Source organism: Crossiella cryophila, from assembly GCF_014204915.1.
GTDB classification, from domain to species: domain Bacteria; phylum Actinomycetota; class Actinomycetes; order Mycobacteriales; family Pseudonocardiaceae; genus Crossiella; species Crossiella cryophila.
On sequence record NZ_JACHMH010000001.1, the window covers coordinates 2,762,957 to 2,787,191 of the forward strand.

Genomic DNA, 24,235 nt, shown 5'->3' on the forward strand with positions numbered 1-24,235 from the left:
GGGTTTTTTCTTGCGGTGATTGTTTGGGGGAAGTGGGGGTTGACACGGGTGGTGTTGGGGTGATTCGTGGGGGAAAGTTCCGGGGGTTGAAGTTTGCGTAGGTAAATGGGGTTGGGGGCTCTGGGGGGCCGGAATTGTCGGGGGGCGGCGATAGGGTTAACAGTAGTTCGACAGGCACGGAAGATGCAGGTCAGAGCTACTGGAGGTGGTGGATGACGGCAGCGGAGACCGAGGTTCCCCAGGTGAAGCTTGGGGCGATCATCGACTTCGTGGTCAGTGGTCCGGGGTTGCAGACCAGGACGGTGGAGAACCTTCGGCGGATGTATCTCGACGAGGCCGCTCGGCCTTGGTTCTACTACGAGCCGATGGTCAATGGGATAAAGCGCGCGCTGGCCAGTGAAGAACCGGGGGAAGTGCTGGATTCAGTGGTGCGGCGGATTGACGATCCGGCTAAGGCTGCGCATTTCCAAGAACTACGAGGGGGATTTCTGACATGGTTCGCGAAGGCACGGCCCGCGCTGGTTCCGGTCGGCGGCTCGGTGTGGCGGGGCAGCGACGGCGAGGTTGGGATCAGTCCGCACCTCGGGCTCACGCTCGGGACTGATCCTCGGCCGCACGCGGTCATGCTCTACCTGAAGAAGCCCGAGCTGACCCAGGCCGCGGCCAACATTCCACTGTGGATGGTCGAGCGGCAGCTCGCGGAGATCCTGCCAGGGGGGCGGGCGGCCATCCTGGACGTGCGCCGGGGCAAGTTGTTCCGGTTGCGCGCCAACGCCTCCCCGAAGCGGCTGGACGCCTCGGTGGCGGGGGCGCTGGCCAACTTCAGCACCATCTGGCAGGCCATCGCCTAGCCGGTTCGCGGCGACGGGGTCCTTCGCCGAGTCCGCCCCAGGGGACTCGGCGGGCCCGCCGCACCCCGGGTGCCGCGGAAAAAGTCGCGTACCCCTACGGATGTTCCCCCGGATTGTCCGGCGACCTCGCCCGACCGGAAGGTGCTGGCAGCGGCCGATTTCCCTGCCGACCGCCACCACCTCGCGGGAGGAACACCGTGAACATCACCCGGAGGGCGAGCTTGATCGCCCTGACGGTCACCGCGCTCGCCGTGCCCCTGCTACCCGGCCTCGCGCTGGCGGAGCAGGAGCCCGGCGGGCGTGCTGTGGCGCCCACCGACCTCGCCCAGACACCCCCGGCCGGACCCGGCACGTTGTCCATCGGCGGGCAGCGGGCCTCGGTCAAGGACTACCCGTTCATGATCGGCGGACTGCGTGAGGGCGGGCCCCGGCCACAGGGGCAGACCTGCACCGGCTCGGTGATCGCGCCGCGCAAGATCCTCTCCGCGGCGCACTGCGCGGACGCCGCGGGCGCGAAGTCCTTCCTGTACGGGCTGGACGACCTCAACGCCGGCGGCGGGTTCCGCACCAAGGTGCTGGAGTACAAGAAGCACCCCAAGTACGTGAACTTCGACCAGGGCTACGACGTCGCGGTGGTCACCGTGGCCGATGACATCCCGGTGCCCGGCGGCGCCTACGCCAAGGTCGCCACCTCCGCCGACACCGGCCTGCACGCCCCCGGCAAGACCGGCCTCGGCCTTGGCTACGGCAAGAAGGACCACAACGACAACACCCGCAACGTCGAGCTGCACAAGTTCGAGCTGCCCATCGTGGAGGGCAGCAACTGCAACGGGGTCGGCGCCGGGTTCCGCGAGGCCACCATGATCTGCTCCGGCTACCCGGACGGCCGGATCACCATCCTGCAGGGCGACAGCGGCGGACCGCTGACCGTGGACGGCAAGGTGGTCGGCGTCGCCTCCTGGAGCCGCAGCGACTTCCGCTGGTACTCCGTCTACGGCCGGCTCAACAACGACATGGGCGATTGGGTCAAGTTGCAGCTCGAAGGCGGCGAGGAGCCCCCGCCGGGGGACATCAAGCTCGCGCTCTCCCCGGACAGCGGCAGCGCCCGGCCCGGCGGCTTCCTGCAGACCAAGGTCACCGTCACCGGTGGCGGCCAGACCACGTTGACCGCCACCGGCGCGCCCGCCGGGACCAGCGTGTTCTTCTCCCCGGCCACGGTCAGCTCCGGCGGCACCTCCACCGCCTTCGTCTGGACCGGCTTCAATACTCCGGCGGGCAGCTACCCGCTCAAGATCACCGGCACCTCCAACGGCAAGACCGGCAGCGCCGAGTTCGTCCTCACCGTCACCCGGTAGTCGGCGTTCTGCCAGGTGGGACGGGGTTGCGGCCCCGTCCCACCGCTTTTTATTCAACGCCTGTTGACTTGCCGCTCGCCTCCGCGCTACCGTTGCGCCAGTGCATTAGTTGCGTGCACGCAAGGGTTTGGAGGAAGTCATCAGCGCGACGGAGCGGGACCGGCTGGTCGAGGAGCTGGGGGTGGTCCGGCGGGAGCTGATCGGCGAGATGCTGATCAACCTGAGCCGGAGCACCGGCGGCGCCGACCTCCAGCTGGTGCAGATCGCCACGCTGTTCACGCTCGACCGGGGGAGCGAGCCGACAGTGCGTGAGCTGGCCGAACGCATCGGCCGCTCGGTCTCGGCGACCAGCAGACTGCTCGACCAGCTCGCCCAGCGCGGGCTGATCCACCGGCGCGAGGACGAGAGCGACCGGCGGGCCAAGCGGGTCGGCCTGACCGAGGCGGGCACGCGGTTCCTGCTCGGTGTCGCCAGGAGCCGGGCCGAGGGCCAGTTGCGGCTGATGACCTACCTCTCCGAAACAGAGCAGCGCACCGTCCGCGAGGCGATGACGCTGCTGGCCGATGCGGCGAGGAGGCACGGGGATGAACACAGGTGAGCCGGTTGTCCTTGACCTGAGCGAGGTCAGGGCCGGTGCGGGGGAGCTGGTCGGCGGCAAGGCGGCCAACCTGGGGGAGATGATCGGCGCGGATCTGCCGGTGCCGCCGGGGTTCGTGCTCACCACACACGCCTACCGGGCGGTGGCCGATCCGCTGGAGCTGAGCGGCGCGGCACTGGACCCGGCCGCGGCGCGGGAGCTGATCCGCACCGCGCCGGTGCCTGCCGGACTCATCGAGCTGATCACCGCCGCCTACGCCCGGCTCGGCAGGGACGAACCGGTCGCGGTCCGCTCCTCGGCCACCGCAGAGGACCTGCCCTTCGCCAGTTTCGCCGGTCAGCAGGACACCTACCTCAACGTGGTCGGCGCGGACGCCCTGCTGGAAGCGGTCCGCCGCTGCTGGGCCTCGCTGTGGACCGACCGCGCGGTCAGCTACCGGGAGACCAATCAGATCGACCACACCACCGTGCGCCTGGCCGTGGTGGTGCAGCGGATGGTCGCCGCCGAGATCGCCGGGGTGATGTTCACCGCCAACCCGGTCACCGGCCACCGCGACGAGATCGTGGTCGACGCCAGCCCGGGACTCGGCGAGGCCGTGGTGTCCGGGTCGGTCAACCCGGACCACTTCGTGCTCGACGGGCACACCGGCGCGATCAAGCAGAGCCGCCTCGGCGACAAGCTGCTGGTCATCCGTGGCAAGGCCGGTGGCGGCACCGAGCACAGCACCCGCGCCGCGGCCGATGACCAACCCTGCCTGCACCCTGGGCAGTTGCGCGATCTGGCCGTGCTGGGCCGCCGGGTGCAGCAGCACTACGGGGCGCCGCAGGACACCGAGTGGGCCATCGATGCCCACGGCACGCTGTGGCTGACCCAGTCCCGGCCGATCACCACGCTGTTCCCGTTGCCGCACACCGACAAACCAGGTCCGCGGGTGTTCTTCAACGGCAGTGTCGCCCAGGGCGTGTACCGGCCGATCACCCCGGCCGGGGTGGCCGGGCTGCGGCTGGCCACCGGCGGGATCAGCGCCGCGGTCGGCCTGCGGGTGCCCGATCCGGTGGCCGGGCCGCCGCTGCTGGCCGTGGCCGCCGGCCGGTTGTTCTTCGACCTCACCCCGGTCGTGCGCAGCACGGTCGGCCGCGCGCTCGCGCCCAGACTGCTCGACCTGATGGAGGCGAGGTCCGCCCAGTTGCTCCGGGATCTGTTCCACGACGAGCGGTTCAGCGTCACCCAGAAGTCGCCGTGGCCGTTCCTGCGCACCATCGCCAGGTTCGCCCGCCGCACCCACGCCCCGGTCACCGTGCTCGGCGCGCTGCGCGATCCGGCCCGAGCACGCGCCAAGGCGGATCGGGTCACCGCCGAGATCGACCGCCTGCTCACCGTCTCCGACGGCCTCACCCACACCCAGCGGCTGGCCTTCGTCGAGGCGGCCATGCCGGAGATCACCGCACCCCGGATCGCCCGGATCATGCCGCTGGTGCCTGCCGGGTTCGCGTTGCTCGCGCTGGCCGGGAAGCTGCTCGGCAAGGACGGGGGTGCGGAGGAGCTGCGGATGGTGCTCAGCGGCATCCCGCACAACCCGACCACCGAGATGGACCTGGAGCTGTGGCGGCTGGCCACCGCCATCCGCGCCGACCAGGCGGCAGCCTGTGAGCTGCTGGACACGCCCAAGGAGGACCTCCTCATCCGCTTCCGGGCCGGTCTGCTGCCCGAGACGATCCACAGTGGACTGACCGATTTCCTGGCCAGGTACGGACATCGGGCGGTGGCCGAGATCGACCTCGGGGTGCCGCGCTGGTCGGAGGACCCCACGCACGTGCTCGGCGTGCTGGCCAACTACCTGCGCGCGGACCACCCGGACCTGGCCGCGGACGCCCAGTTCGCCCGCGCCACCGCCGAGGCCGAGGCCAAGGCCGCCGAACTCGTCGCCAAGGTGAGCAGGCGCAGCCGGCTCCGCGGGAAGCTGCTGCGGTTCGCGCTGCACCGGGTGCGCGGCATCGCCGGACTGCGCGAGCTGCCCAAGTACCTGCTGGTGCTGACCCTGGCCCGGATGCGTGCCCAGCTGCGGCTGCTGGGCGAGGAACTCGCCACCCGCGGGCTGCTCACCACGGCCGAGGACGTGTTCTTCCTGGACACCAAGGAGGTCAGGGCCGCACTCGGCGGCGCCGACCACCGGGAGCTGATCACGCACCGGCAGGCCGAGCACCAGCGGGAACTGCGGCGCAAGCACCTGCCGCGGCTCCTGCTCTCCGACGGCGCCGAGCCCGAGGCCGAGGCTCTGGCCAGCACCGAGCAGATCGAGGGCGCGCTCACCGGCACCGCCGCCTCCGCCGGGTCGGTCACCGGCATCGCCAGGGTGGTCATGGACCCCACCGGCGCGCACCTGGAACCCGGCGAGATCCTCATCGCCCCCTCCACCGACCCCGGCTGGACCCCGCTGTTCCTCACCGCGGGCGGCCTGGTGATGGAGATGGGCGGGCCCAACTCGCACGGCGCGGTGGTCGCCCGCGAGTACGGCATCCCGGCCGTGGTCGGGGTGTCCGGGGCGACCGAGCGGATCAGCACCGGGCAGCGGGTCACGGTCAACGGCTCCAGCGGGCAGGTCACCGTCGAGGAAGTGTGATCTGGACCTCACCGGAGAACCGATCGATGCCTGGAGACGAACTCCCGGTACCCGATGAAACCCCCCCGGTTCAGGTGAGGTCCGATGCCCCGAACTCCGCGCCTGCGGGAATGGCCCGTCCCGGCCCCCCGCGCGTTGGTGGTCCTGTTGCACGGCGGCCGTGAGCACAGCCACGGCCGCCCGCACCGGGGCCGCCTGACCTACCTGCGGATGCTGCCCTTCGCCAAGGAACTGCACCGCGCCGGCCGGCGGCACGGCCTGCTGGTCTGGCTGCTGCGCTACCGCTTCCGCGGCTGGAACGCCCCCGACCTCGACCCGGTCCAGGACGCCCGCTGGGCCCTGGACCAGGCCAAACGACAGCATCCCGGATTACCGGTGGTGCTCGTCGGGCACTCGATGGGCGGCCGGGCCGCGCTCAGGGTGGCCGGGGACGAGGCGGTCCGCGGGGTCGCCGCGCTCGCGCCCTGGCTGCCGGCGGGCGAACCGGTCGAACAGCTCGCCGGGACCACCGTGCTCATCGCGCACGGCGACCGGGAACGCTGGACCGACCCAGGGCTGTCCTACCGCTACGCGGTGCACGCCCGCCAGGTCGCCGACCGGGTCTGCCGCTTCGACGTGCACGGCGACAACCACGCCATGCTGCGCCGGGCCGCCGAGTGGACCGCGCTGGTCCGCCGGTTCGTCTTCGGGGTGCTCGGCATCGGGCCCTGGGACAGCGAACTGGCCAGGGCCTTCGCCCTGCCCGCGCCCGACGGGCTGCGGGTGCCGCTGGCGGGGGTGCGGGCATGAACCGGCCCAAGGTCGCCGTGATCGGCGCTGGGGTGGCCGGACTCACCGCCGCCTACCTGCTGCAACGCCGCTACGAGGTCACCCTGTTCGAGCAGGAGAACCGGCTCGGCGGGCACGCGCACACCCACGACGTGCTCACCCCGGACGGCAGGCTGGCCGCCATCGACAGCGGCTTCATCGTGCACAACGAGCACACCTACCCGTACCTGCTCAAGCTCTTCGGCGAACTCGAGGTGGCCACCCAGGCCTCCGAGATGTCGATGAGCGTGGCCTGCGAGGGCTGCGGGCTGGAGTACGCCGGCGCGCGGCGGCTGCCCGGCCTGTTCGCCCAGCCCGGCAACCTCGGCAACCCGCGCTACCTGCGGATGCTCGGCGAGGTCACCCGCTTCCACCGGCACGCCAGGCGGCTGCTGGCCGATCCGGACACCTGGGATGTCACCCTGGGCGCGTTCCTGGCCATCGGCGGCTACTCGCGCTACTTCGTCGACCACTTCATGCTGCCGGTGGTCTCCGCGGTGTGGTCGGCCGGAACGGAGCTGAGCCGCCAGTACCCGGCCCGCTACCTGTTCGAGTTCCTGCGCAACCACGGCCTGCTGTCGGTCGGCGGCAGTCACCAGTGGCGCACCGTCACCGGCGGCTCCCGGTCCTATGTGGAGCGTGCGGCGAAGAACCTGGCCGCCGTGCACACCGCCACCCCGGTGCGCGCGGTGCACCGCGGCGCGGACGGTGTGCTGGTCCGCGGCGAGGACGACGAGCTGCACGCGGTGGACAAGGTCGTGCTGGCCACCCACGCCGATCAGGCCCTGGCGCTGCTGGCCGAGCCGACCCCGGCCGAACAGGCCGTGCTGGGCGCGTTCCGCTACTCCCGCAACGAGACCTGGCTGCACACCGACCCCGCGGTGCTGCCGCGCGCGGCCGGGGCCAGGGCCGCCTGGAACTACCGCAAACCGGCCTGCGCGCCCGAGGGCGGAGCGGTGCTGGTCAGCTACCACATGAACCGGCTGATGCGGCTGGCCGAACCACTGGACTACGTGGTCACCCTCAACGCCACCGACCGCATCCCGGAGCACGCGGTGCTGGCGAAGATGGTCTACGAGCACCCGGTGTACACGCCGGAGTCCGTTGCCGCGCAACAACGTCTGCCCGAGCTGAACACCGGGGTCACCGCGTTCGCCGGGGCCTATCACGGCTGGGGCTTCCACGAGGACGGCTGCGCCGCGGGGGTGCGGGCCGCGCGGGCGCTGGGCGTGGCCTGGTGAGCGCCGCGCTGTATGACGCCGAGGTGAGGCACGTGCGCCGGGAACGCCTGCACCGGGTGTTGCGGCACAAGGTGTACCTGTGGCTGGTCGACCTGGACGAGCTGCCCCGGCTGCCCTGGTGGCTGCGGCCCTTCGCCCGGTTCGAGGCCCGCGACCACCTGGGCTCGCCCGAGCGGACGATCCGGGCCAACGTGACCGACTTCCTGGCCACGCGCGGAATAGACCTGCGCGGCGGCCGGGTTGTGATGATGGCGAACGCTCGCCTGCTCGGGCACGTGTTCAACCCGATCAGCGTCTTCTGGTGCCACCGCCCGGACGGTGGACTGGAATGCGTGCTGGCCGAGGTGCACAACACCTACGGCGAACGACACTGCTATGTGCTGCACCCCGACGAGGACGGACGGGTCCAGGTGGACAAGGAGTTCTACGTGTCCCCGTTCCTGGCCATGGGCGGCCGCTACCACATGCGGATCAGCCAGCCGGGGGAGCGCGTGGCGGTGACGATCACGTTGCGCCAGCCGGAGAAACCCCCGTTCGTGGCAACCCTGCGCGGTCGACGGCGACCGGTCACCCCCGGTGTGCTGGCCAGCCTGCTGCTGCGGCGCCCGTTGCTCACCTATCGGGTGAGCGCGCTGATCCGGTTGCACGGCATAGCGTTGTGGCTACGCCGGGTACCCGTGGTCCGCCGACTCGCGCACGTTCCCCAGGAGGGCATCCAGTGACGACACTATCCGCTGGTCCTGCCGCGAAGGCCGGACGCGAACTGCCGCGGCCGGCCGAGCAACGCTGGCCCGGCCTGGCCACCGCACCGCACTCGCCGGTGCGCGCGTGGGTGGCCGAACGGCTGTTCCGGCACGCGGTGCGCGATCTGCCGGTGCGGGTGCTGCTGGCAGGCGGCGAACGCCTCGGCGCGGGCGGACCGGGCACGCCGGTCATGCGCGTGCTGCGGCCCCGCGACTTCTTCCACCGGCTCGGCGCGGACGCCAAGATCGGCTTCGGCGAGTCCTACATGGCCGGCGACTGGACCGCCTCCGAGCTGGCCGACCTGCTCACCCCGTTCGCCGCCCGGATGTCCCGGCTGATCCCGAAACCCCTGCAGGCGTTGCGGCACTGGGTGGAACGCACCCAGCCGGTCGCGGAGAAGAACACCGTGGACGGCGCCCGGGAGAATATTCACCGGCACTACGACCTGTCGAACGAGCTGTTCAGCCTGTTCCTGGACCCCAGCATGACCTACTCCGCGGCCTGGTTCGCCGCGGACGGCGAGGACCTGGAACTGGCCCAGCACCGCAAGATCGACGGCATCCTGGACTACGCGGGTGTGGGTCAGGGCACCCGATTGCTGGAGATCGGCACCGGCTGGGGCGCGCTGGCGATCCGGGCCGCCCAGCGCGGCGCCGAGGTCACCTCGCTGACCATCTCACCGGAGCAGAAGCAGCTCGCCGAGCAGCGGATCGCCGCGGCCGGGCTGAGTGAGCGGATCACCGTGCGGCTGCAGGACTACCGGCAGGCCGAGGGCGGCTACGACGCGGTGGTCAGCGTGGAGATGATCGAGGCGGTCGGCCGGGAGTTCTGGCCGGTGTACTTCAGCACGCTGAACCGGCTGACCAGGCCAGGCGGGCGGGTGGCGATCCAGGCGATCACCATGCCGCATGACCGGATGCTGGCCACCGCGGCCGGCTACACCTGGATCCACAAGTACATCTTCCCCGGCGGCATCTGCCCGTCGCTGGAGTCGATCGGGCGCAACGTGCGCGAGGACACCGAGCTGACCGGCGCGGGCCGCAGGCCGCTTGGTCCGCACTACGCGCGGACCCTGCGGCTGTGGCGGGAACGGTTCCTGGCCAACTGGCCCCGCGTCGAACAGCTCGGCTTCGACCGCACCTTCCGCCGGATGTGGGAGTTCTACCTGGCCTACTCCGAGGCCGGGTTCCGCTCCGGCTATCTCAACGTGTGGCAGATCGCCTTGTCCCGCAAGGGATAGCTCAGGACTGGGCGTGCGCGCGGAGGGCGGCCAGAGCGTCGTCCGCGTGCACGCTCATCCGCAGCTCGCTCTTGATCACCGCGATGATCCGGCGGTCCTGGCCGATCACGAAGGTGTGCCGCTTGACCGCGAGCGGGCCGAATCGCCTTGCCACGTCGAACTTCTTGGCCACGGTACGGTCCACATCGGACAGCAGCGGGTAGTCGAAGGAGTTGGTCTCGGCGAACTGGCGCTGCTTGTCCACCGGGTCCGCGCTGATGCCCACCCGCTGCGCGCCGACGGCGGCGAACTCCGCGGCCAGGTCCCGGAAGTGGCAGCTCTCCGCGGTGCAGCCGGAGGTCATCGCGGCCGGGTAGAAGAACAGCACCACCGGACCGTCGGCGAGCAGCCCGCTGAGCGTGCGGGGCTTGCCGTCCTGGTCGGGCAGCTCGAACTCGTCGACGAGGTCTCCGACGCGCATGACGTTCCTTCCTCAGTACTTCTTGGGCGGCAACGGGAAGAACCCGCTGGTCCGCCGCACGTAGTCGCGGTATCCCTGCCGGGAGACCAGCAGGTGGCGCTCCAGCAGCGCCTTGCCCGTGCGCCTGGTGAGAACGTAGGTCATCAGCACCGGGGACAGCACGGTGGCCGCCCCTGGCCAGCTCTGGCAGGCCAGCAGGTACAGGCCCCACCAGATCGCGGCGTCGCCGAAGTAGTTGGGGTGCCGGGTGTAGCGCCACAGCCCCGAGTCCATGACCTGGCCCTTGTTGCCCGGATCGGACTTGAACCGCTTGAGCTGGGCGTCCCCGACCGCCTCGAAGCCGAACCCGATCGCCCACACCGCGACGCCGAGCACGGTCAGCAGCGTGCTGACCGGCTGCGCGTACTGTCCGATCTGGACCGGCAGCGAGACGAACCACAGCACCGCGCCCTGCGGCAGGTAGACCCGCTTCACCAGGTGCGCCAACGGGTTCCCGGTGGCCTTGGCCATGAGTTCGACGTAGCGCTTGTCCTCGGGCTGGCCGTGGTTGCGGCGCAGGATGTGCCAGGCCAGCCGCAGTCCCCAGACCACGGTCAGCGCGGTGATCAGCGCCCGCTGCCACAGCACCCCGTGCCCGGCGGAGAGGCACAAACTGACCAGCGCGACCGCGGCGAACCCGGCGCCCCAGAAGCCGTCGATGATGTCGTAGCGCCGCCGGGTCACCGAGATCAGGAAGGTCACGCCCAGCAGCACGAGCAGGGCGCCCAGGGAGATCAGCAGGTTGAGCAGCACCGGGTTCATCCGGGCATCCTCGCGCCCAGCAGGTGTTCCCGGGTAGCCGGCATTCCGCTGACCCCCGCGGTGGTGGGCCGCACCGCGAGGATCTGGTCCACCCCCATCCGGTTCTCCGCGAAGGCCAGCGCCCCACCCGCCAGGTAGAGCCGCCACACCCGCGCCTGCCCAACGCCGGCCAGTCGCACAAACTCCTCCCAGCGCGCTTCCAGGGTGCCGGCCCAGGCGAGCACCGAGCGGACGTAGTGCTCGCGCAACGCGTGCACGTCCCGCACCTCGAACCCGGCCTGCTCCAGCGCGTCCACGGTCTGCCCGACCGGCCGCATGGTCATGTCCGGGGCCACGTAGCCCTCGATGAACGCGCCGCCGCCGGGCGCCACCGCACCGCGGGACATCTGCTGCAGCAACAACCGGCCCTCGGCCTTGGTCATCCGGAACAGGGTGGCGGTGTAGGCCGGGTAGTTCACCGCGCCCACGTGCTCACCCATCTCGATCGAGGCCACCGCGTCGAACGGCTCCCCGGTCAGCTCCCGGTAGTCCTGCACCCGCACCTCGACCAGCTCGCCCAGCCCACGCTCGGCGATCCGCCGCCGCACGAACTCGCCCTGCCTGGCCGACAGCGTGATCCCGGTGGCCCGCACCCCGTAGTGCTCGGCCGCGAACAGGATCAGCGACCCCCACCCGCAACCCACGTCCAGGAACCGCATTCCCGGCCGCAGCCCCAGTTTCCGGCAGACCAGGTCGAGCTTGTCCCGCTGCGCGTCGGAGTGCGTGTAGTCCGCCTCGCCGGAGGTCCAGTACCCGCACGAGTAGGCCATGTGCGATTCCAGCAACGCCTCGTAGAACTCGTTGCCCAGGTCGTAGTGATGCGCGATCGCCGCCCGATCCCGCCCCCGGGTATGCATCCGCCCCCGCAACCGAGCCTCTTCCGCCGGTGCCGCGGGCCGCCGCCCCAGCACCCCCAGCCGAGCCGCCACCCGCACCGCCCGAACCCGCTGCCGCCACCCCACCCGAGGCCGCCCCCGCTCCCGCGCGAACGCCCACACCAGCCGCAACGCCTCGTAGAGATCGCCCTCCACGTCGATCTCCCCGGCCACAAAAGCCCGCGCGAACCCCAACTCGCTCGGATCCCACACCAACCGCCGCACCCCCACCGGCGACCGCAACACCACCACCGGCCCACCAGGAGGCCCCACCTCACTCCCGTCCCACCCCCGGACCCGCACCGGCAACCCCGTGCCCAGCACGTCCTCCACCAGCCTGCCCAGCGTTGCGGCCACCTCCGGCATGCCGTGCCACCTCCACTCAGGACCCCGCGGTGGGACCGGGGGGTCTGCAGGGGGTTCGTGCGTGGCGGGGGTTCGGATCGGGGTGCGCGGTGTGGCGTGGGTCACTTGCCAGGGGTGGGGGGAGTGTGCCGGGTTCGCGACGGGGGGCGAGGGCGGCGTTGGTAGGGTGATCCGCATCCCATCCCGGGTGCGGCGGACGTCGCTGGGGGCAGTAGCTCAGCTGGTCAGAGCAGCAGACTCATAATCTGTCAGGTCGTGGGTTCGAGCCCCACCTGCCCCACCTTTCATCGCTGGGGACAGGTCGTCGCTCGCTCTTGTTTTGGGATCATCGCCGCCGTCTCCCGCTTTTCAGGTGGTATCCGGCAGCTCTGCCGAGTTCTCTGAAGTGCCTGTCTCGCACGCGCCGACACCTCTAGGATCACCGTGTGTGATCACGGCGTGACGGGGGCGCCATGCATAACGGTTCGGCCGGGTCCTGTGATCTGGCTAACATCAGGGGTTGACAGAGCGAATATCCTGTCAGGTTCGCCTGTCGATAGAGGGGGTAGCGAATTGGTTCGGCAATGCGAGGAGCTGGGTTTTGCCTGCTCGAGCCGGAAGTTCACTCGTTGAACAGCGCAGACCGTCGTGAGGTTGATCAAGCGGTGGAAACCACAGCTCTGTCCGTTCTGCAGGTCGTTCTCGAGCAGTCGAAGCGAGTTCTCGAGACATATCGGATCGATCCCGGGCTCATCCGCGAGCACGCGAACGCCGAACGCCGCATCACGCAGGGTGGTTATGGTGACCGGCAGATCTACGAGCTGGTACAGAACGGTGCTGATGAGCTGAGACAGGAGTATCACGAGTCCGCTCGGCAGGTCGGTGGGGAGATCGCCGTCGTGCTGACGAAGTCGCACCTGTACTGCGCGAATCAGGGTAGCCCGATCACTCCGGAGGGCACCGACGTCATCCTTCGCATGAGCTCGTCTCGCAAGCGAGGTGGCCAGATCGGTCGCTTCGGGGTCGGGGTCAAGTCGGTGCTCAGCGTCTCCGACTCGCCGGAGTTCTTCAGCGCCACCGGCTCGTTCGGATTCGACAAGGAATGGTCCGCATCGCGCATCCGAGAGGTTCAGCCCGAGGTCGATGACGTTCCAGTGCTCCGTATGGCCCGCCCGATCAGTCAGGAACGCGCGGTCGAAACCGATGGCGTGTTGGCCGGCCTGCTGAAATGGGCCACGACCGTGGTGCGCCTCCCCCTGCAGCCGCGGGCAGTGAACGGACTGGCTCGTGACCTGGCCACCTTTCCTGCCGAGTTCTTGCTGTTCTCCCCGCATGTCGGCACGGTGACTCTGGAGGATCGCCGCACCAGCGTGGTGGTACGGCGCCAGATCTTTCAACGCAGCGAGGGCGACCGGCGTGCGCTTGAAGAGCAATCGGCGAATGGGGCGAGTTCGACCTCGTATTGGCGAGTGTTCTCCCGTGTGCATCGGCCTACCGACTCCGCGCTGGAAGCGGCCGGTGAACTGCACGATCGCCCCGAGATCGACATCGCCTGGGCGGTGCCGGACCGACTCGGTCGGGACAACAAGCTCGGGGAGTTCTGGGCATATTTCCCCACCAAGTACAAGACCACTCTGCGCGGGATTGTCAACGCTCCGTGGAAGACGAGCGAGGACCGGCAAAATCTGTACGGCGGCAACGAGTTCAACCGCGAGCTGATCAGAGTCATGGCAGACCTGGTCGTCGACTCCCTGCAGGCGTTGACCCGCGACGTCGATCCGGCTGCCTATCTGGACGCCACTCCCGCCCGTGGCCGGGAAGAGCCGCAATGGGCATCCGACCAGCTCGTCAGCGCGGTGTGGGTGGCCACCACCTCGAAGCCTTCGCTGCCGGATCAACACGGCCGGTTGCGGATCCCGGCGGAGGTTCGGCTTCACCCGGCCGATCTCAAACGTGAGTGGCTCGAACTGTGGCGGAACTACGACGGGCGACCGATTGACTGGGTACACCACTCGGTGGACAGCAGCCGGATGCGCCGGGCGAGTGCGGAGCTGATCTGCAACACGGCCACAGTGCCGATCGCCTCGGTCCGGGAATGGCTCGAAGCTCTTGCACAGGACGGGACTCCTGCAGCTTCAGCGACTGCGTTGCGGATCGCGGCCGACATGGTGCGTGGCAAGGACATGGCTGCCGACGAAGCGCAGAAGGCCCGCATTCTTCTGACCGAGTCGCATGGACTGGTCGCACCGGTCCGCGGCCAGGTCTTCCGGCGGGTGTCCGATGACTCCCTCGCCGACTCGAATGTCTACGTGGACGACCGGGTGACGGTGGAGTTCGGTGTTACCAGTGCCCTGGACACACTGGGCATCCACGAGGCCGATGCGGCAGGTCGCTTCGCCGCCGTGGTCGATCAGGGCTTCGCCGACTACGACGATCAGCGGTGGACCGAGTTGTGGATGCTTTCCAGGAAAGCCGGACTGGACACGGTGCTGACGGTTCTGCGGGGAACTGGTGAGGACCCTCGGCGATTTGTGCACGTGCGTACGGTTTCGGGGCGATACCGCCGACTGGGCGACTGCCTGTTGCCAGGCGTGGTGGTGCCGGGTGACGGTACTCGGGACGACACCATCGCGGTCGATCTCCGTTTCCACGGACCGGATCGTTCGGTTCTGCGTGATCTCGGCCTGATCGACACCCCTCGCAACAGCGTGGACCCGACCGGAGAGGCGTGGTTCGGCAGCTACGTTGAGGAATGTTGGAACCGGCACCTGGAGACGTTGCCAACGGAAGCGCCTCGGGTTCAGCTGCGCAACGTCAAGGTGTCCGGCACAAATCCACCAGGGCCGTTGCACCTGCTGACCGAGCTGTCCGAGGAAGGACGAGCGGAGTTCCTCAAGGCCCTACCAAGGGCCAGCCTGATTTCACAGTGGAACTACTACGCAGGCGGCCAGCAGGTAGTGCGTCGCACGGTTGCCTCGCCGATGGTGTGGATGGCGCGCAAACACGGTCGGCTGCACACCTCGAAGGGTGTGGTGCCGCTGGCCAGAGCCGTCAGCCCCGCATTGGTCGCCTACTCCGACTTCTTCCCGGTGGCGGACCTGCCGATCATCACGGCCGAATCGCTTCGCCTGCCCGATGACATGGCCGCCTTGCCGGAGCGGTTCTGGACATCGCTTCTGGCAGAGGTTGCCGTGAGCGAGGACGACGAGTTTCCGGGCCGGGCCTACGACCTGCTGTTCCGATTCGACGTCGAACTGTCCGAGTCGATCGGCAACACCCGGTGTCGGGTTGGCGCAAAGTGGACGAACGACCGCCCCGACAACGAGATCGCGGTGACGGCCGAGCGCAAGGAGTACGACCTGCTCGTTGCGGAAGAAGTGCCCGCGATCCTCGTGCCGTCCGAAGAGACCGCGCAGCTCATGATGGCGAACTGGGGATTGCTCGACCCGGGGGACGTGGTCGAGAAGGAATTCCGGTACGTGGAGCAAGCTGAGCCGCTCCTGCTGACGGACGAGTTTCCACCCCTCAAACTGATGGGGCGAAACAAGATCGAGGGCTGGTCGCTGGTGCGGTGCAGCGAGCTCGAGGAGATCACGCACACGCCCAACGGCGTACGGACAGAGTCGATCCCGTCCGCAGTCAAGGACAGGCGGGTGCTCGTGCTGAATCCGCCGGAGGACCTGACTGCGCTGCGAGTCGTCGACCGCGTGCTCAAGCTCGGGCTGGGTGAGGGCGGCTGCCAGGAAGTCATCAGGAAGCGGCAGAAGGCACGGGACGACAACAAGATCAAGGAAGTAAGGGCGGCACCGACGGTGCCGGACAAGGCGGTCCGGTTGTTCCAGCCAGAACAGCTGAAGCGGCAGCTTCCCGACGGACTGGTGGACTACGCGGCGGCGGAGGCCGGCCAAGAGCCGGATCACCACAGGCTGGCCGAACTCGCGGTTGCCGCCCACGGCGACCAACTGTTGCACCAGCACGTCAAGGATCTGGAAGAGCGCCTACCTGGAAGTGGCCGTTCTTTCAGGGGTGACAGTGCTTCCCGTCAACTGGTGAGTGATCTTCAGTTCCCGGACTCCTTCGCTGGGGTCCAGACGGCTCAGACCAGGAGTGCCACCGAGACCGTCAGCGGCCCGACTCCGTACCCGGCATTGCACGACTACCAGGAGCGTCTGGCTCGGAACATGTTCGAGCTGCTGACGACGCCGGCTCCGCAGCGGGGAATGTTGTGCCTGCCCACCGGTGCGGGCAAGACGAGAATCGCAGCCGAGTCGGTGATCCGGGTCATCAAGGAGCGCGGTCTCGAGGGCAAACCGGTGCTGTGGATCGCCCAGACCGACGAGCTGTGCGAGCAGGCCGTGCAGAGCTGGATGTTCGTGTGGGGCAAGGTCGGTCCAGAGGAACGTCTCACGGTCAGCAGGCTGTGGTCGAGCAACGAGGCCGTCGCGGTGACCACTAACGCACACCTCGTGGTTGCCACTGATGCGAAGCTGCACCGATGCCTGGCGGCCTCCCGCTACGCCTGGTTGCGTGATGCCGCGCTGGTTGTGGTGGACGAAGCACATGTCTCGACCAACGACACCTACACGAAGCTTTTCCGAGAACTCGGCCTCACCTCGCACTCGAACGCACGTCCGCTGGTCGGCCTGACCGCTACCCCGTTCCGCGGCAACAACGATGTCGAGACTCGAAAGCTCGTCGACCGGTATGAGGGCCGCAGACTGGACGCGGGCGTCTTCGATGCTGATCCTTACACTTCATTGCAGTCGCTCGGGATGTTGGCCCAGGTCGAACATCGGGAATTGGCAGGCACGACTCTCCAGCTGACTGAGGACGAACTGCAGAAGTTGGCCCTGCCGTTTCAGCACAACCTGCCGAGCACGGCCGAACGGCGCCTGTCCGGCAACAGCGAGCGCAACCGGATGCTGGTTGCCGAGATCGAGCGTTTGCCGAGGGACTGGCCGGTGCTGTTGTTCGCCACCTCGGTCAACCATGCCAAGCTGATGGCGGCGATCCTCAACGACAAGGGGATCAAGGCAGCCGCGTTGGAAAGTTCCACTCCGGCCGCGCAACGATGGAAGATCGTCGAGGACTACCGCGAACGGAAGATCCAAGTGATCACCAACTACGGTGTGTTGGCCCAGGGATTCGACGCGCCGGCGACCCGGGTCGTCATTGTGGCTCGCCCGACCTACAGCCCGAATGTGTACACCCAGATGATCGGTCGCGGCCTGCGCGGTCCGAAGAACGGCGGAAAGGACACCTGTCTGATCCTGGACGTTCGGGACAACATCACCAACTACCGCAGTGCCCTTGCATTTACCGGATTTGAGCACCTCTGGAGCCGCGGATGAGGGTGGCGGAGAAGCCATTCGGTCTGCTCACCACCGAGCAGCGCGCAGTTGTGGACTTGCCGGTGGAAACCCGGGCGCTGGTGACTGCGGGACCGGGAGCGGGCAAGACACACACGTTGGTGCGACGGCTGGAAATGTTGGTCGACGACGGTGAGGCGACGGCAGGAGATCTCCTAGTACTGACCTTCTCTCGTGCCGCTGTACGGGAGCTGCGCGCCAGACTCGCTCGGCACGGCCAGGCCGCGCGATATGTGCGCGTGCACACCTTCGACGCGTGGGCATTGGAACTGCTGACCACGGTTCGAGGCGAGGTGGACTGGCGGATCCAGCCCTTCGATGCCCGGATCCGCGCCGCGGCAGCAGCCATCCAAATTGGGGAGGCTGATGACTTTTGCGAGGAACTCGGGCACGTCGCGATCGACGAGTTCCAGGATCTGGTGGGGGAACGAAGGGTGATGGTCGAGTCGTTGCTCGACCGCTTCGATTGCGGTTTCACCGTTGTCGGCGATCCGGCTCAGGCGATCTATGGATTTCAAATCCGAAACCTGGTGGAGCGTGCTGCGGAGAACGGTCGCTTCGCTGCATGGCTGCGCGAGATTTTTGCCGATGAACTCGTCGAACTTGCGTTGACCGAGAACTTTCGGGTTCGGTATCCGGAGGCTGAGGGCGCATTGTCGTTCGGCACGCGCCTCCGCAGCAACGGGGGCGACGGCAAGATGCTCCGCCGAGGTCTGCACAGCATGCTTCGCGGCACCATGCCGTTGGAATCGCTCAGTGGACAGTTCGAGCGCGCCATGTTGTCGGCCGAGGGCGTAACCACGGCCGTGCTCTGCCGGACCAACGGACATGCGCTGCTGGTTTCGGAGGAGCTGCATGATGCAGGTATCCGGCACCGGTTGCAGCGATCGGCGGTCGACCAGGTAGTGCCTGCCTGGATCGGGAGGCTGATGTCGACTGTCCGGAGCACCACGATCACGCGCGCAGAGTTCGATCGTCGTCTGCCCGAGTTGCCCTTCGGATCGGATGACGATCCCGAATTGCTGTGGGACTGGTTGGTCCGAGCCACTGCGGCCGGCCGTGGCACCAGAGCAGTCGACCTGTCGATCCTGCGTGTGCGGATGGCAGGCGGGATGCTGCCGGACGAATTGGTCGAGCAGCCGTCGACGAACTTGGTCGTTTCCTCCTATCACCGTGCCAAGGGCCTCGAATTCGATCGGGTGATCGTCGCCGATCCGGGAATGGGCAGGGAGGAGTCCGACGCCGAGTCGGCCGATGAGGCACGCATGTTGTTCGTCGCCCTCACCAGGGCGCGTGACGACGTGGCCTGGATCGAAACACCTGCTTACCCGAACGGTCGGGTTTGCAAGGACACAGTCAGCACGCGGTGGGTGAAGGTCGGCTGGGATCGCAGGCAGCGCCATGGCATGGAGATCCGGGGTGACGATGTGTCCGGAGATGATCCACCCGGAACGGTGGATTTCACGGCCGACTGTCCGGATCTGCAGGTCTACCTGATGAACAAGGTCCGCCCGGGAGATGAGGTGGTGTTGGAACGTCTGCACGATCTGCCGTTGGGGGACAAGGAGAGTCCGCCTTACCTGGTGCTGCACCACGGCCGCGCGATCGCCACCACCTCGCGCAGATTCCGGCTGGATATCCGGCGGTTTCTGCAGACAGGTGCGTATGGCGGCGAACCGACATGGCCACGCAGGCTGGAACGAGTCCGGGTCGACGCGATCGAGGCGGTCTGCGGTAGCGAGGCCACAGGCGTCGAAGCGGGCCTTGGCCCACACGGAGTGTGGCTCGTTCCGAAGTTGGTCGGTCTGAGCTCCTTTGTCTACGGCGGCCACTCCAGTCTGGGAGATCTGTGATGTCCAGGTACGACGAGCACTACACCTTTCGCGACCAGATGCGTGATGGACTGCGTCGAGACCTCTTCGGGCCGGTGGACAAGGAGGACGACGAGGAGATCGTCAATGATCCTCCTGCAACCACCTATGTGACCGGGATTCTCTTCCCGGTGCGCGAGCAGCGACAGCACACTGCCGAGACCGACGTCGACCTGTCGTCCGTGGCCGTGCTGCCGGGTGATGTGGACGAAGTGGTCGACACCGGCGTTGCCATGGCCAATGTGCAAGCTCCGTCCTCGATGGGACTGACCTTTGCCGTCGATTGCGAGGTGTCCTCGGCACTGACGATCGAGGTCACCGTCGCTTCGTATGATCCGATCGGGCCCGACGGCAACCGAGTCGAGGCGAAGCGCTCGACGCGGGGTGCCACCGGTGAGGACGACATCCGGTGGCGGCGCGTGCCTGTTCCTGCCTTCTCCACCACGCTGGATCTGGCAGACGCGCCGGATCGTGTGTCTGTTGTAGACAAACGTCTGGAATGCAGACTTCGGGTGCGGAAACCGAAGGACGGCACGGTTTCCATCACAGTCACCCTGATCAACATCACCAAGATTCCCGAAAACGGACTTCACGACGAGCACTGCTTCTGCCAGGCTGGGATCACCGTGCGCGGTGCAATTGTTCAGCGCCCGGGGCCTGGTGGGGGTGACGAGGACGAGGTGATCGGGAGCAGGCTCCTGCACCGGTACGCGCCCACGTTCGCCGTTGGCCACGGATGCTCAGTCGAGTGGGATTGGACTCCGCCTGCACCTGCGGAACTTGTCGGAGTGGATGAGCGTGACATCACCGTGCCGGAGGTTCGAACCACGTTCGTGCCGTCGCACGACGTGTTGCTCACCGATTCCAACACCGAAATCGACAGCAGATCGCTGATGATGCGCGAGCTGGCCAGGGCGGACAGGCAGGATCTGGTCGAGACGCTGAATCGGTTGGCAGCGGCTTACGGGGACTGGATCGAGGAACGGCGGACTGACGCAACCCGACTCTCGACGGAGTCCTTCCGCGTTCGTGCTGGCGAACACCTCGATCGATGTGTCGAAGCGAAGCGGCGCATTGAGAGCGGCATCCGCCTCCTGCGCTCGAATGCCGAGGCATACAAGGCTTTCCAGCTCGCCAACGAGGCGATGGCACTGCAGCGGGGTCGGACAGTCTGGATCAAGGGCGGCCGAAACGGCGAACCGGTATACAACGGGAGATGGCGGCCGTTCCAGATCGCGTTCATGCTGCAATGCCTGGACGGAATCGTCGATCCCGAGCACGACGACCGGAAGCTGGTCGATCTGTTGTGGTTCCCGACCGGTGGTGGAAAGACCGAGGCGTATCTAGGACTCATCGCCTTTACCGTCTTTCTTCGCAGGCTGCGTAGAGGGGCTGCGGGAGAAGGCGTCACGGCGATCATGCGGTACACGCTCAGGCTGCTCACCCTGCAGCAGTTCGAGCGTGCAGCAGCACTGATCTGCGCCATGGAGCAGATCCGCCGTCGGAACGAGCGCAGGCTCGGCACGACACCCATCTCTCTGGGCATGTGGGTGGGACAGTCGGCAACGCCCAACTCGTTGAAGGATGCCAAGGCTGCGCTGAAGAAGCTCGAGACAAACCCCGATCTGAACGAGAAGAACCCGGTCCAGCTGCATGCCTGTCCCTGGTGTGGAACGAAGATGGACCACCGCAACTACGTCGTCGACGTCGAGCACGACAACATGCGGATCTTCTGCGGAAGGCCGGACTGCCCTTACCGAGATGCGTTGCCCGTCCACGTCGTGGACGAGATGGTTTACCGCGAACACCCCACTCTGATCATCGCCACCTCCGACAAGTTCGCTCGGCTGCCGTGGCGGGAAGACGTGGCGAGCTTGTTCAACTGCGACATCGAAGACGGGTTGCCACCGGAACTGATCGTGCAGGACGAACTGCACCTGATCTCCGGCCCGCTCGGCAGTCTGGCCGGCCTCTACGAGACGGCCATCGACGAAATTGCGAAGCGGCCGAAGGTGATCGCATCGACCGCGACAATCCGGCGAGCACGTGAACAGGCTCTGCACCTGTTCGACCGAGAGGTCGCGCAGTTCCCGCCACCGGGGCTCGATGCCCGTGATTCGTGGTTCGCCGTGGAGACCCCCTCCGCGGACAAGGCAAACCGTCGGTATGTCGGCCTGCTCGCGCCGAACACCAGCCAGGCCACCTTGTTGGTACGGGTCTACGCGGCGCTGCTCGACCGCGCGGCCAGGAACGAAGGCAAGGACTCGGTCCGGGACGCCTACTGGACTTTGGTCGGCTACTTCAACAGCCTCCGCCTGTTGGCGGCGGCTGAACTTCAGGTCCACGCCGACGTTCGGGAACGACTGGGGCAGCTCGTCAACGAGTCGGAGCAGGATGCCCGGCCCGTGGATGCTGTCATCGAGCTGACCAGCCGGATCAAGTCCACCCAGGTGCCCAAGCACCTCAAGCAACTGGAACAGGAACTGCCCGACGACGATGTGCTGGACGTTGTGCTTGCCACCAACATGATCTCAGTCGGTGTGGACGTCGATCGACTCGGCCTGATGGCAATCATGGGACAACCGCAGACAACGGCCGAGTACATCCAGGCGAGCAGCAGAGTGGGGCGATCCCACCCCGGCATGGTGGTGACCCTGCTCAACGCGGCTCGATCCCGAGACCGCTCTCACTACGAGAATTTCGCCTCTTACCACTCGGCGCTCTACCGGACGGTGGAGTCCACCAGCGTCACCCCGTTCTCCGCGCGCGCCAGAGACCGCGGCCTGCACGCAGTGGTGGTGGGCATGGCCCGGTTGCTGCACAAGGAACTGCGGCCGAATGACGCGGCCGCCGACATCGATCGGTACCCGTCGAAACTGGAAGAGGTCAAAGACCTGATTCTCAACCGGGTGCAACGGGTCGCCAAGGACGAGTACGAGAGCACCGAAGCGCAGATCGACGACATCATCGACTGGTGGCGTGGCCTGGCGATCTGCAACAGCGACTTGAAGTACGAGGCGCCTCCGCGGCAGGACACGGCACGAGGGCCCTACGACGCCCTCCTCCGGAACTACACCGACGAGGACCTGACCGAGGCATTCCCCACCCTGTGGAGTCTGCGTGACGTCGACGCCGAGACCCGTCTTTTCCTGGAGCGATGAGCATGGCCTTGCGTAAACCCCCGCAGAACCGGCCGTTCGGCCCCGCCCGCACCGCGTCGAACACGAAGGTGGGCAACGTTCGGCGTGGACAGGCTGTGACCACTTACGGAGTGGGCGCCATGATCGCGGTCGACGACCAGTCGTTCGTCGTCTGCGGCTTGGACGACTGGAAGATCGGAGACGGCGCCGAACTGCGCGAACCGCGTCTGGAACGACGTTTGGGAGTTCAGCGGTTCCACATGCCGCCTGCGGACGAGACCCGGTACAACCAGGGTGTCGGCGTCCGTCGATTCCCGACCATGTACTCCTGTCCTAGTCCTACGTGCCGCAAGCTCCAGGAGTACCGCAAGTTCGGGGCGACGCCGACCAAGAACAAGTGCATCTGCGATCGCACCCTCGTACCGTCGAGGTTCGTGGTTGCCTGCGAGAACGGGCACCTGGACGACTTTCCGTACTGGGAGTGGGTCCATCACCAGAACGAGTCCCGATCGGGCCCGCACGACTTGCTGCTGTACAGCGATGGCCGATCGGCTTCGCTGCGGTCGGTCATCGTCGAGTGCTCCTGTGGGCACAAGCGTTCACTGGAGGGAGCTTTCGGCAAGAAGGCCCTCGACGGACTGGGCATCAGGTGTACGGGCAGGCGACCCTGGCTTGGCAAGGGGACGGACCAGCCCGGGTGCATTGCCGCTCCCCGTGCCCTGCAACGAGGAGCCTCGGCGTCCTGGTTCGCGGTGGTTCGTTCGTCTCTGTCGATCCCGCCGTGGTCGAACACTCTGGACAAGCACGTGGCCAAGCACTTCCAGTATCTTGTCGGTTACCTGGAACTCGACCTGGCGACGGCGGTCAAGCTGATCAAGAGTACGCCCGTGGGCATGAACAACAAGTTCGACCCGGTGGAGATGCTCAAGGCCACGCGGCAGCGAAAGCAGTACGAAGAGGACGGCTCGCCCGATGCCGAATCCACGGCTGTGATCGAGGCGTTCAGTCAGTTCCGCATGGAGGAGTACCCGCACCTGCACTTCGGTACGGATGAGGCGCATGAAGGGGACGACTTCGAGTGCACCAGGCCAGGTGACTTCGGCACGGTGGCGCCGCCGACAGGCATCGAACGCAGCATGCTGGTCAAGCGGCTGCGTGAGGTCCGGGCCCTGCACACCTTCACCAGGGTCGCCCCACCCGGACCGGTGCCGGATCGGAGTCGATACGCCGCTCTCTCGAAAGAGCCCAAGGACTGGCTGCCCGCCATCGAGGTCAGCGGGGAGGGAGTTTTCCTCGCCATGGACTCCGAGCGGCTGCGGGAGTGGGAAGCGAAGCTGGCCGTTCGTGATCGTGCCGGGATCATGCAGGAGCACCACAACAGGGTGCTGCGCAACTCTGCCCGGTCTCTCGGCGATGACCGCTCCCCGGAGATCCTGGACTCGCCGATTTCGGCCCGATACGTGCTCCTGCACACGCTGGCGCATGCCCTGATCAATGAATGGAGTCTGGACGCCGGATATCCGGCAGCCTCGCTCCGAGAACGGATTTACGTCGCCGACCAGCACGCAGGACTGTTGATCTACACCGCCACCAGTGATTCTGCAGGCAGTCTCGGCGGCGTGGTAGCTCAGGGCGAACACAGCAGGCTGGCCGCGAGTCTGGCGTCGGCGATGGACCGACTCGCGTGGTGCTCGCAGGACCCGCCGTGCGCGGAGGCCGAGGCGGCGGGGACGGACAGCCTGAACCTGGCCGCCTGCTACGCCTGCGTGATGGTCCCGGAGAGCAGTTGTGAAACCAACAACAGCTTCCTGGACCGTGGGCTGCTGATCGGCACCGCAGGGCAACCGGAGGTCGGGTTCTTCTCTCGGACCTGATCGCA

General features: G+C 67.4%; 15 protein-coding genes and 1 tRNA gene. 13 read left to right on the forward strand and 3 right to left on the reverse strand.

The window, feature by feature from the left end; translation table 11 throughout:
• Positions 1–212: 212 nt before the first annotated feature.
• From HNR67_RS12935 to HNR67_RS12970, 8 genes are all read left to right on the forward strand, one after another.
• The gene (locus HNR67_RS12935; protein WP_185002274.1) at positions 213–851 is read left to right on the forward strand and encodes a hypothetical protein; all 639 of its coding nucleotides are present in this window, start codon (positions 213–215) and stop codon (positions 849–851) included.
• Positions 852–1,048: 197 nt separating this feature from the next.
• Positions 1,049–2,206, forward strand: a complete 1,158-nt coding sequence (locus tag HNR67_RS12940; protein WP_312987136.1) for a trypsin-like serine protease — start codon at positions 1,049–1,051, stop codon at positions 2,204–2,206.
• Positions 2,207–2,315: 109 nt separating this feature from the next.
• On the forward strand, positions 2,316–2,804 hold the full coding sequence (locus tag HNR67_RS12945; protein ID WP_221489876.1) for a MarR family winged helix-turn-helix transcriptional regulator: 489 nt from the start codon (positions 2,316–2,318) through the stop codon (positions 2,802–2,804).
• A complete protein-coding gene (locus HNR67_RS12950; RefSeq protein WP_185002275.1) occupies positions 2,791–5,424 on the forward strand; it encodes a PEP/pyruvate-binding domain-containing protein in 2,634 nt (877 codons plus the stop codon). The genes HNR67_RS12945 and HNR67_RS12950 overlap by 14 nt, the downstream gene beginning before the upstream one ends.
• 84 nt (positions 5,425–5,508) lie before the next feature.
• The gene (locus HNR67_RS12955) at positions 5,509–6,213 is read left to right on the forward strand and encodes an alpha/beta hydrolase (RefSeq protein ID WP_185002276.1); all 705 of its coding nucleotides are present in this window, start codon (positions 5,509–5,511) and stop codon (positions 6,211–6,213) included.
• Complete coding sequence (locus HNR67_RS12960) at positions 6,210–7,472, forward strand: NAD(P)/FAD-dependent oxidoreductase (RefSeq protein ID WP_185002277.1); 1,263 nt, start codon at positions 6,210–6,212, stop codon at positions 7,470–7,472. Before HNR67_RS12955 ends, HNR67_RS12960 begins: the two co-directional genes overlap by 4 nt.
• Positions 7,466–8,194, forward strand: coding sequence for a DUF1365 domain-containing protein (locus tag HNR67_RS12965; protein WP_185010573.1), 729 nt, complete (start codon positions 7,466–7,468; stop codon positions 8,192–8,194). The genes HNR67_RS12960 and HNR67_RS12965 overlap by 7 nt, the downstream gene beginning before the upstream one ends.
• Positions 8,191–9,456, forward strand: a complete 1,266-nt coding sequence (locus HNR67_RS12970) for an SAM-dependent methyltransferase (protein WP_185002278.1) — start codon at positions 8,191–8,193, stop codon at positions 9,454–9,456. Before HNR67_RS12965 ends, HNR67_RS12970 begins: the two co-directional genes overlap by 4 nt.
• Position 9,457: 1 nt before the next feature.
• On the opposite strand, the gene HNR67_RS12975 is transcribed toward HNR67_RS12970, so the two are convergent.
• Genes HNR67_RS12975 through HNR67_RS12985 form a run of 3 tightly spaced genes read right to left on the reverse strand, consistent with a single transcriptional unit; the run spans position 9,458 to position 11,997 of the window.
• Entirely contained in the window at positions 9,458–9,916 is a 459-nt protein-coding gene (locus tag HNR67_RS12975; protein ID WP_185002279.1) for a peroxiredoxin, read from the reverse strand.
• A gap of 12 nt (positions 9,917–9,928) precedes the next feature.
• Positions 9,929–10,717, reverse strand: coding sequence for a DUF1295 domain-containing protein (locus tag HNR67_RS12980; RefSeq protein WP_185002280.1), 789 nt, complete (start codon positions 10,715–10,717; stop codon positions 9,929–9,931).
• On the reverse strand, positions 10,714–11,997 hold the full coding sequence (locus HNR67_RS12985) for an SAM-dependent methyltransferase (protein WP_185002281.1): 1,284 nt from the start codon (positions 11,995–11,997) through the stop codon (positions 10,714–10,716). Before HNR67_RS12985 ends, HNR67_RS12980 begins: the two co-directional genes overlap by 4 nt.
• Positions 11,998–12,202: 205 nt before the next feature.
• Here HNR67_RS12985 and HNR67_RS12990 point away from each other — a divergent pair.
• From HNR67_RS12990 to drmB, 5 genes are all read left to right on the forward strand, one after another.
• Positions 12,203–12,277 (forward strand) — tRNA-Ile (locus HNR67_RS12990).
• A 328-nt stretch (positions 12,278–12,605) separates the two neighbouring features.
• The gene (locus HNR67_RS12995; RefSeq protein WP_221489877.1) at positions 12,606–17,327 is read left to right on the forward strand and encodes a DEAD/DEAH box helicase; all 4,722 of its coding nucleotides are present in this window, start codon (positions 12,606–12,608) and stop codon (positions 17,325–17,327) included.
• A complete protein-coding gene (locus HNR67_RS13000; RefSeq protein ID WP_185002283.1) occupies positions 17,324–19,198 on the forward strand; it encodes a UvrD-helicase domain-containing protein in 1,875 nt (624 codons plus the stop codon). The genes HNR67_RS12995 and HNR67_RS13000 overlap by 4 nt, the downstream gene beginning before the upstream one ends.
• The gene (locus tag HNR67_RS13005) at positions 19,198–22,377 is read left to right on the forward strand and encodes a helicase-related protein (protein WP_185002284.1); all 3,180 of its coding nucleotides are present in this window, start codon (positions 19,198–19,200) and stop codon (positions 22,375–22,377) included. The genes HNR67_RS13000 and HNR67_RS13005 overlap by 1 nt, the downstream gene beginning before the upstream one ends.
• Positions 22,374–24,230, forward strand: a complete 1,857-nt coding sequence (drmB, locus tag HNR67_RS13010) for a DUF1998 domain-containing protein (RefSeq protein WP_221489878.1) — start codon at positions 22,374–22,376, stop codon at positions 24,228–24,230. Before HNR67_RS13005 ends, drmB begins: the two co-directional genes overlap by 4 nt.
• Positions 24,231–24,235: the final 5 nt, after the last annotated feature.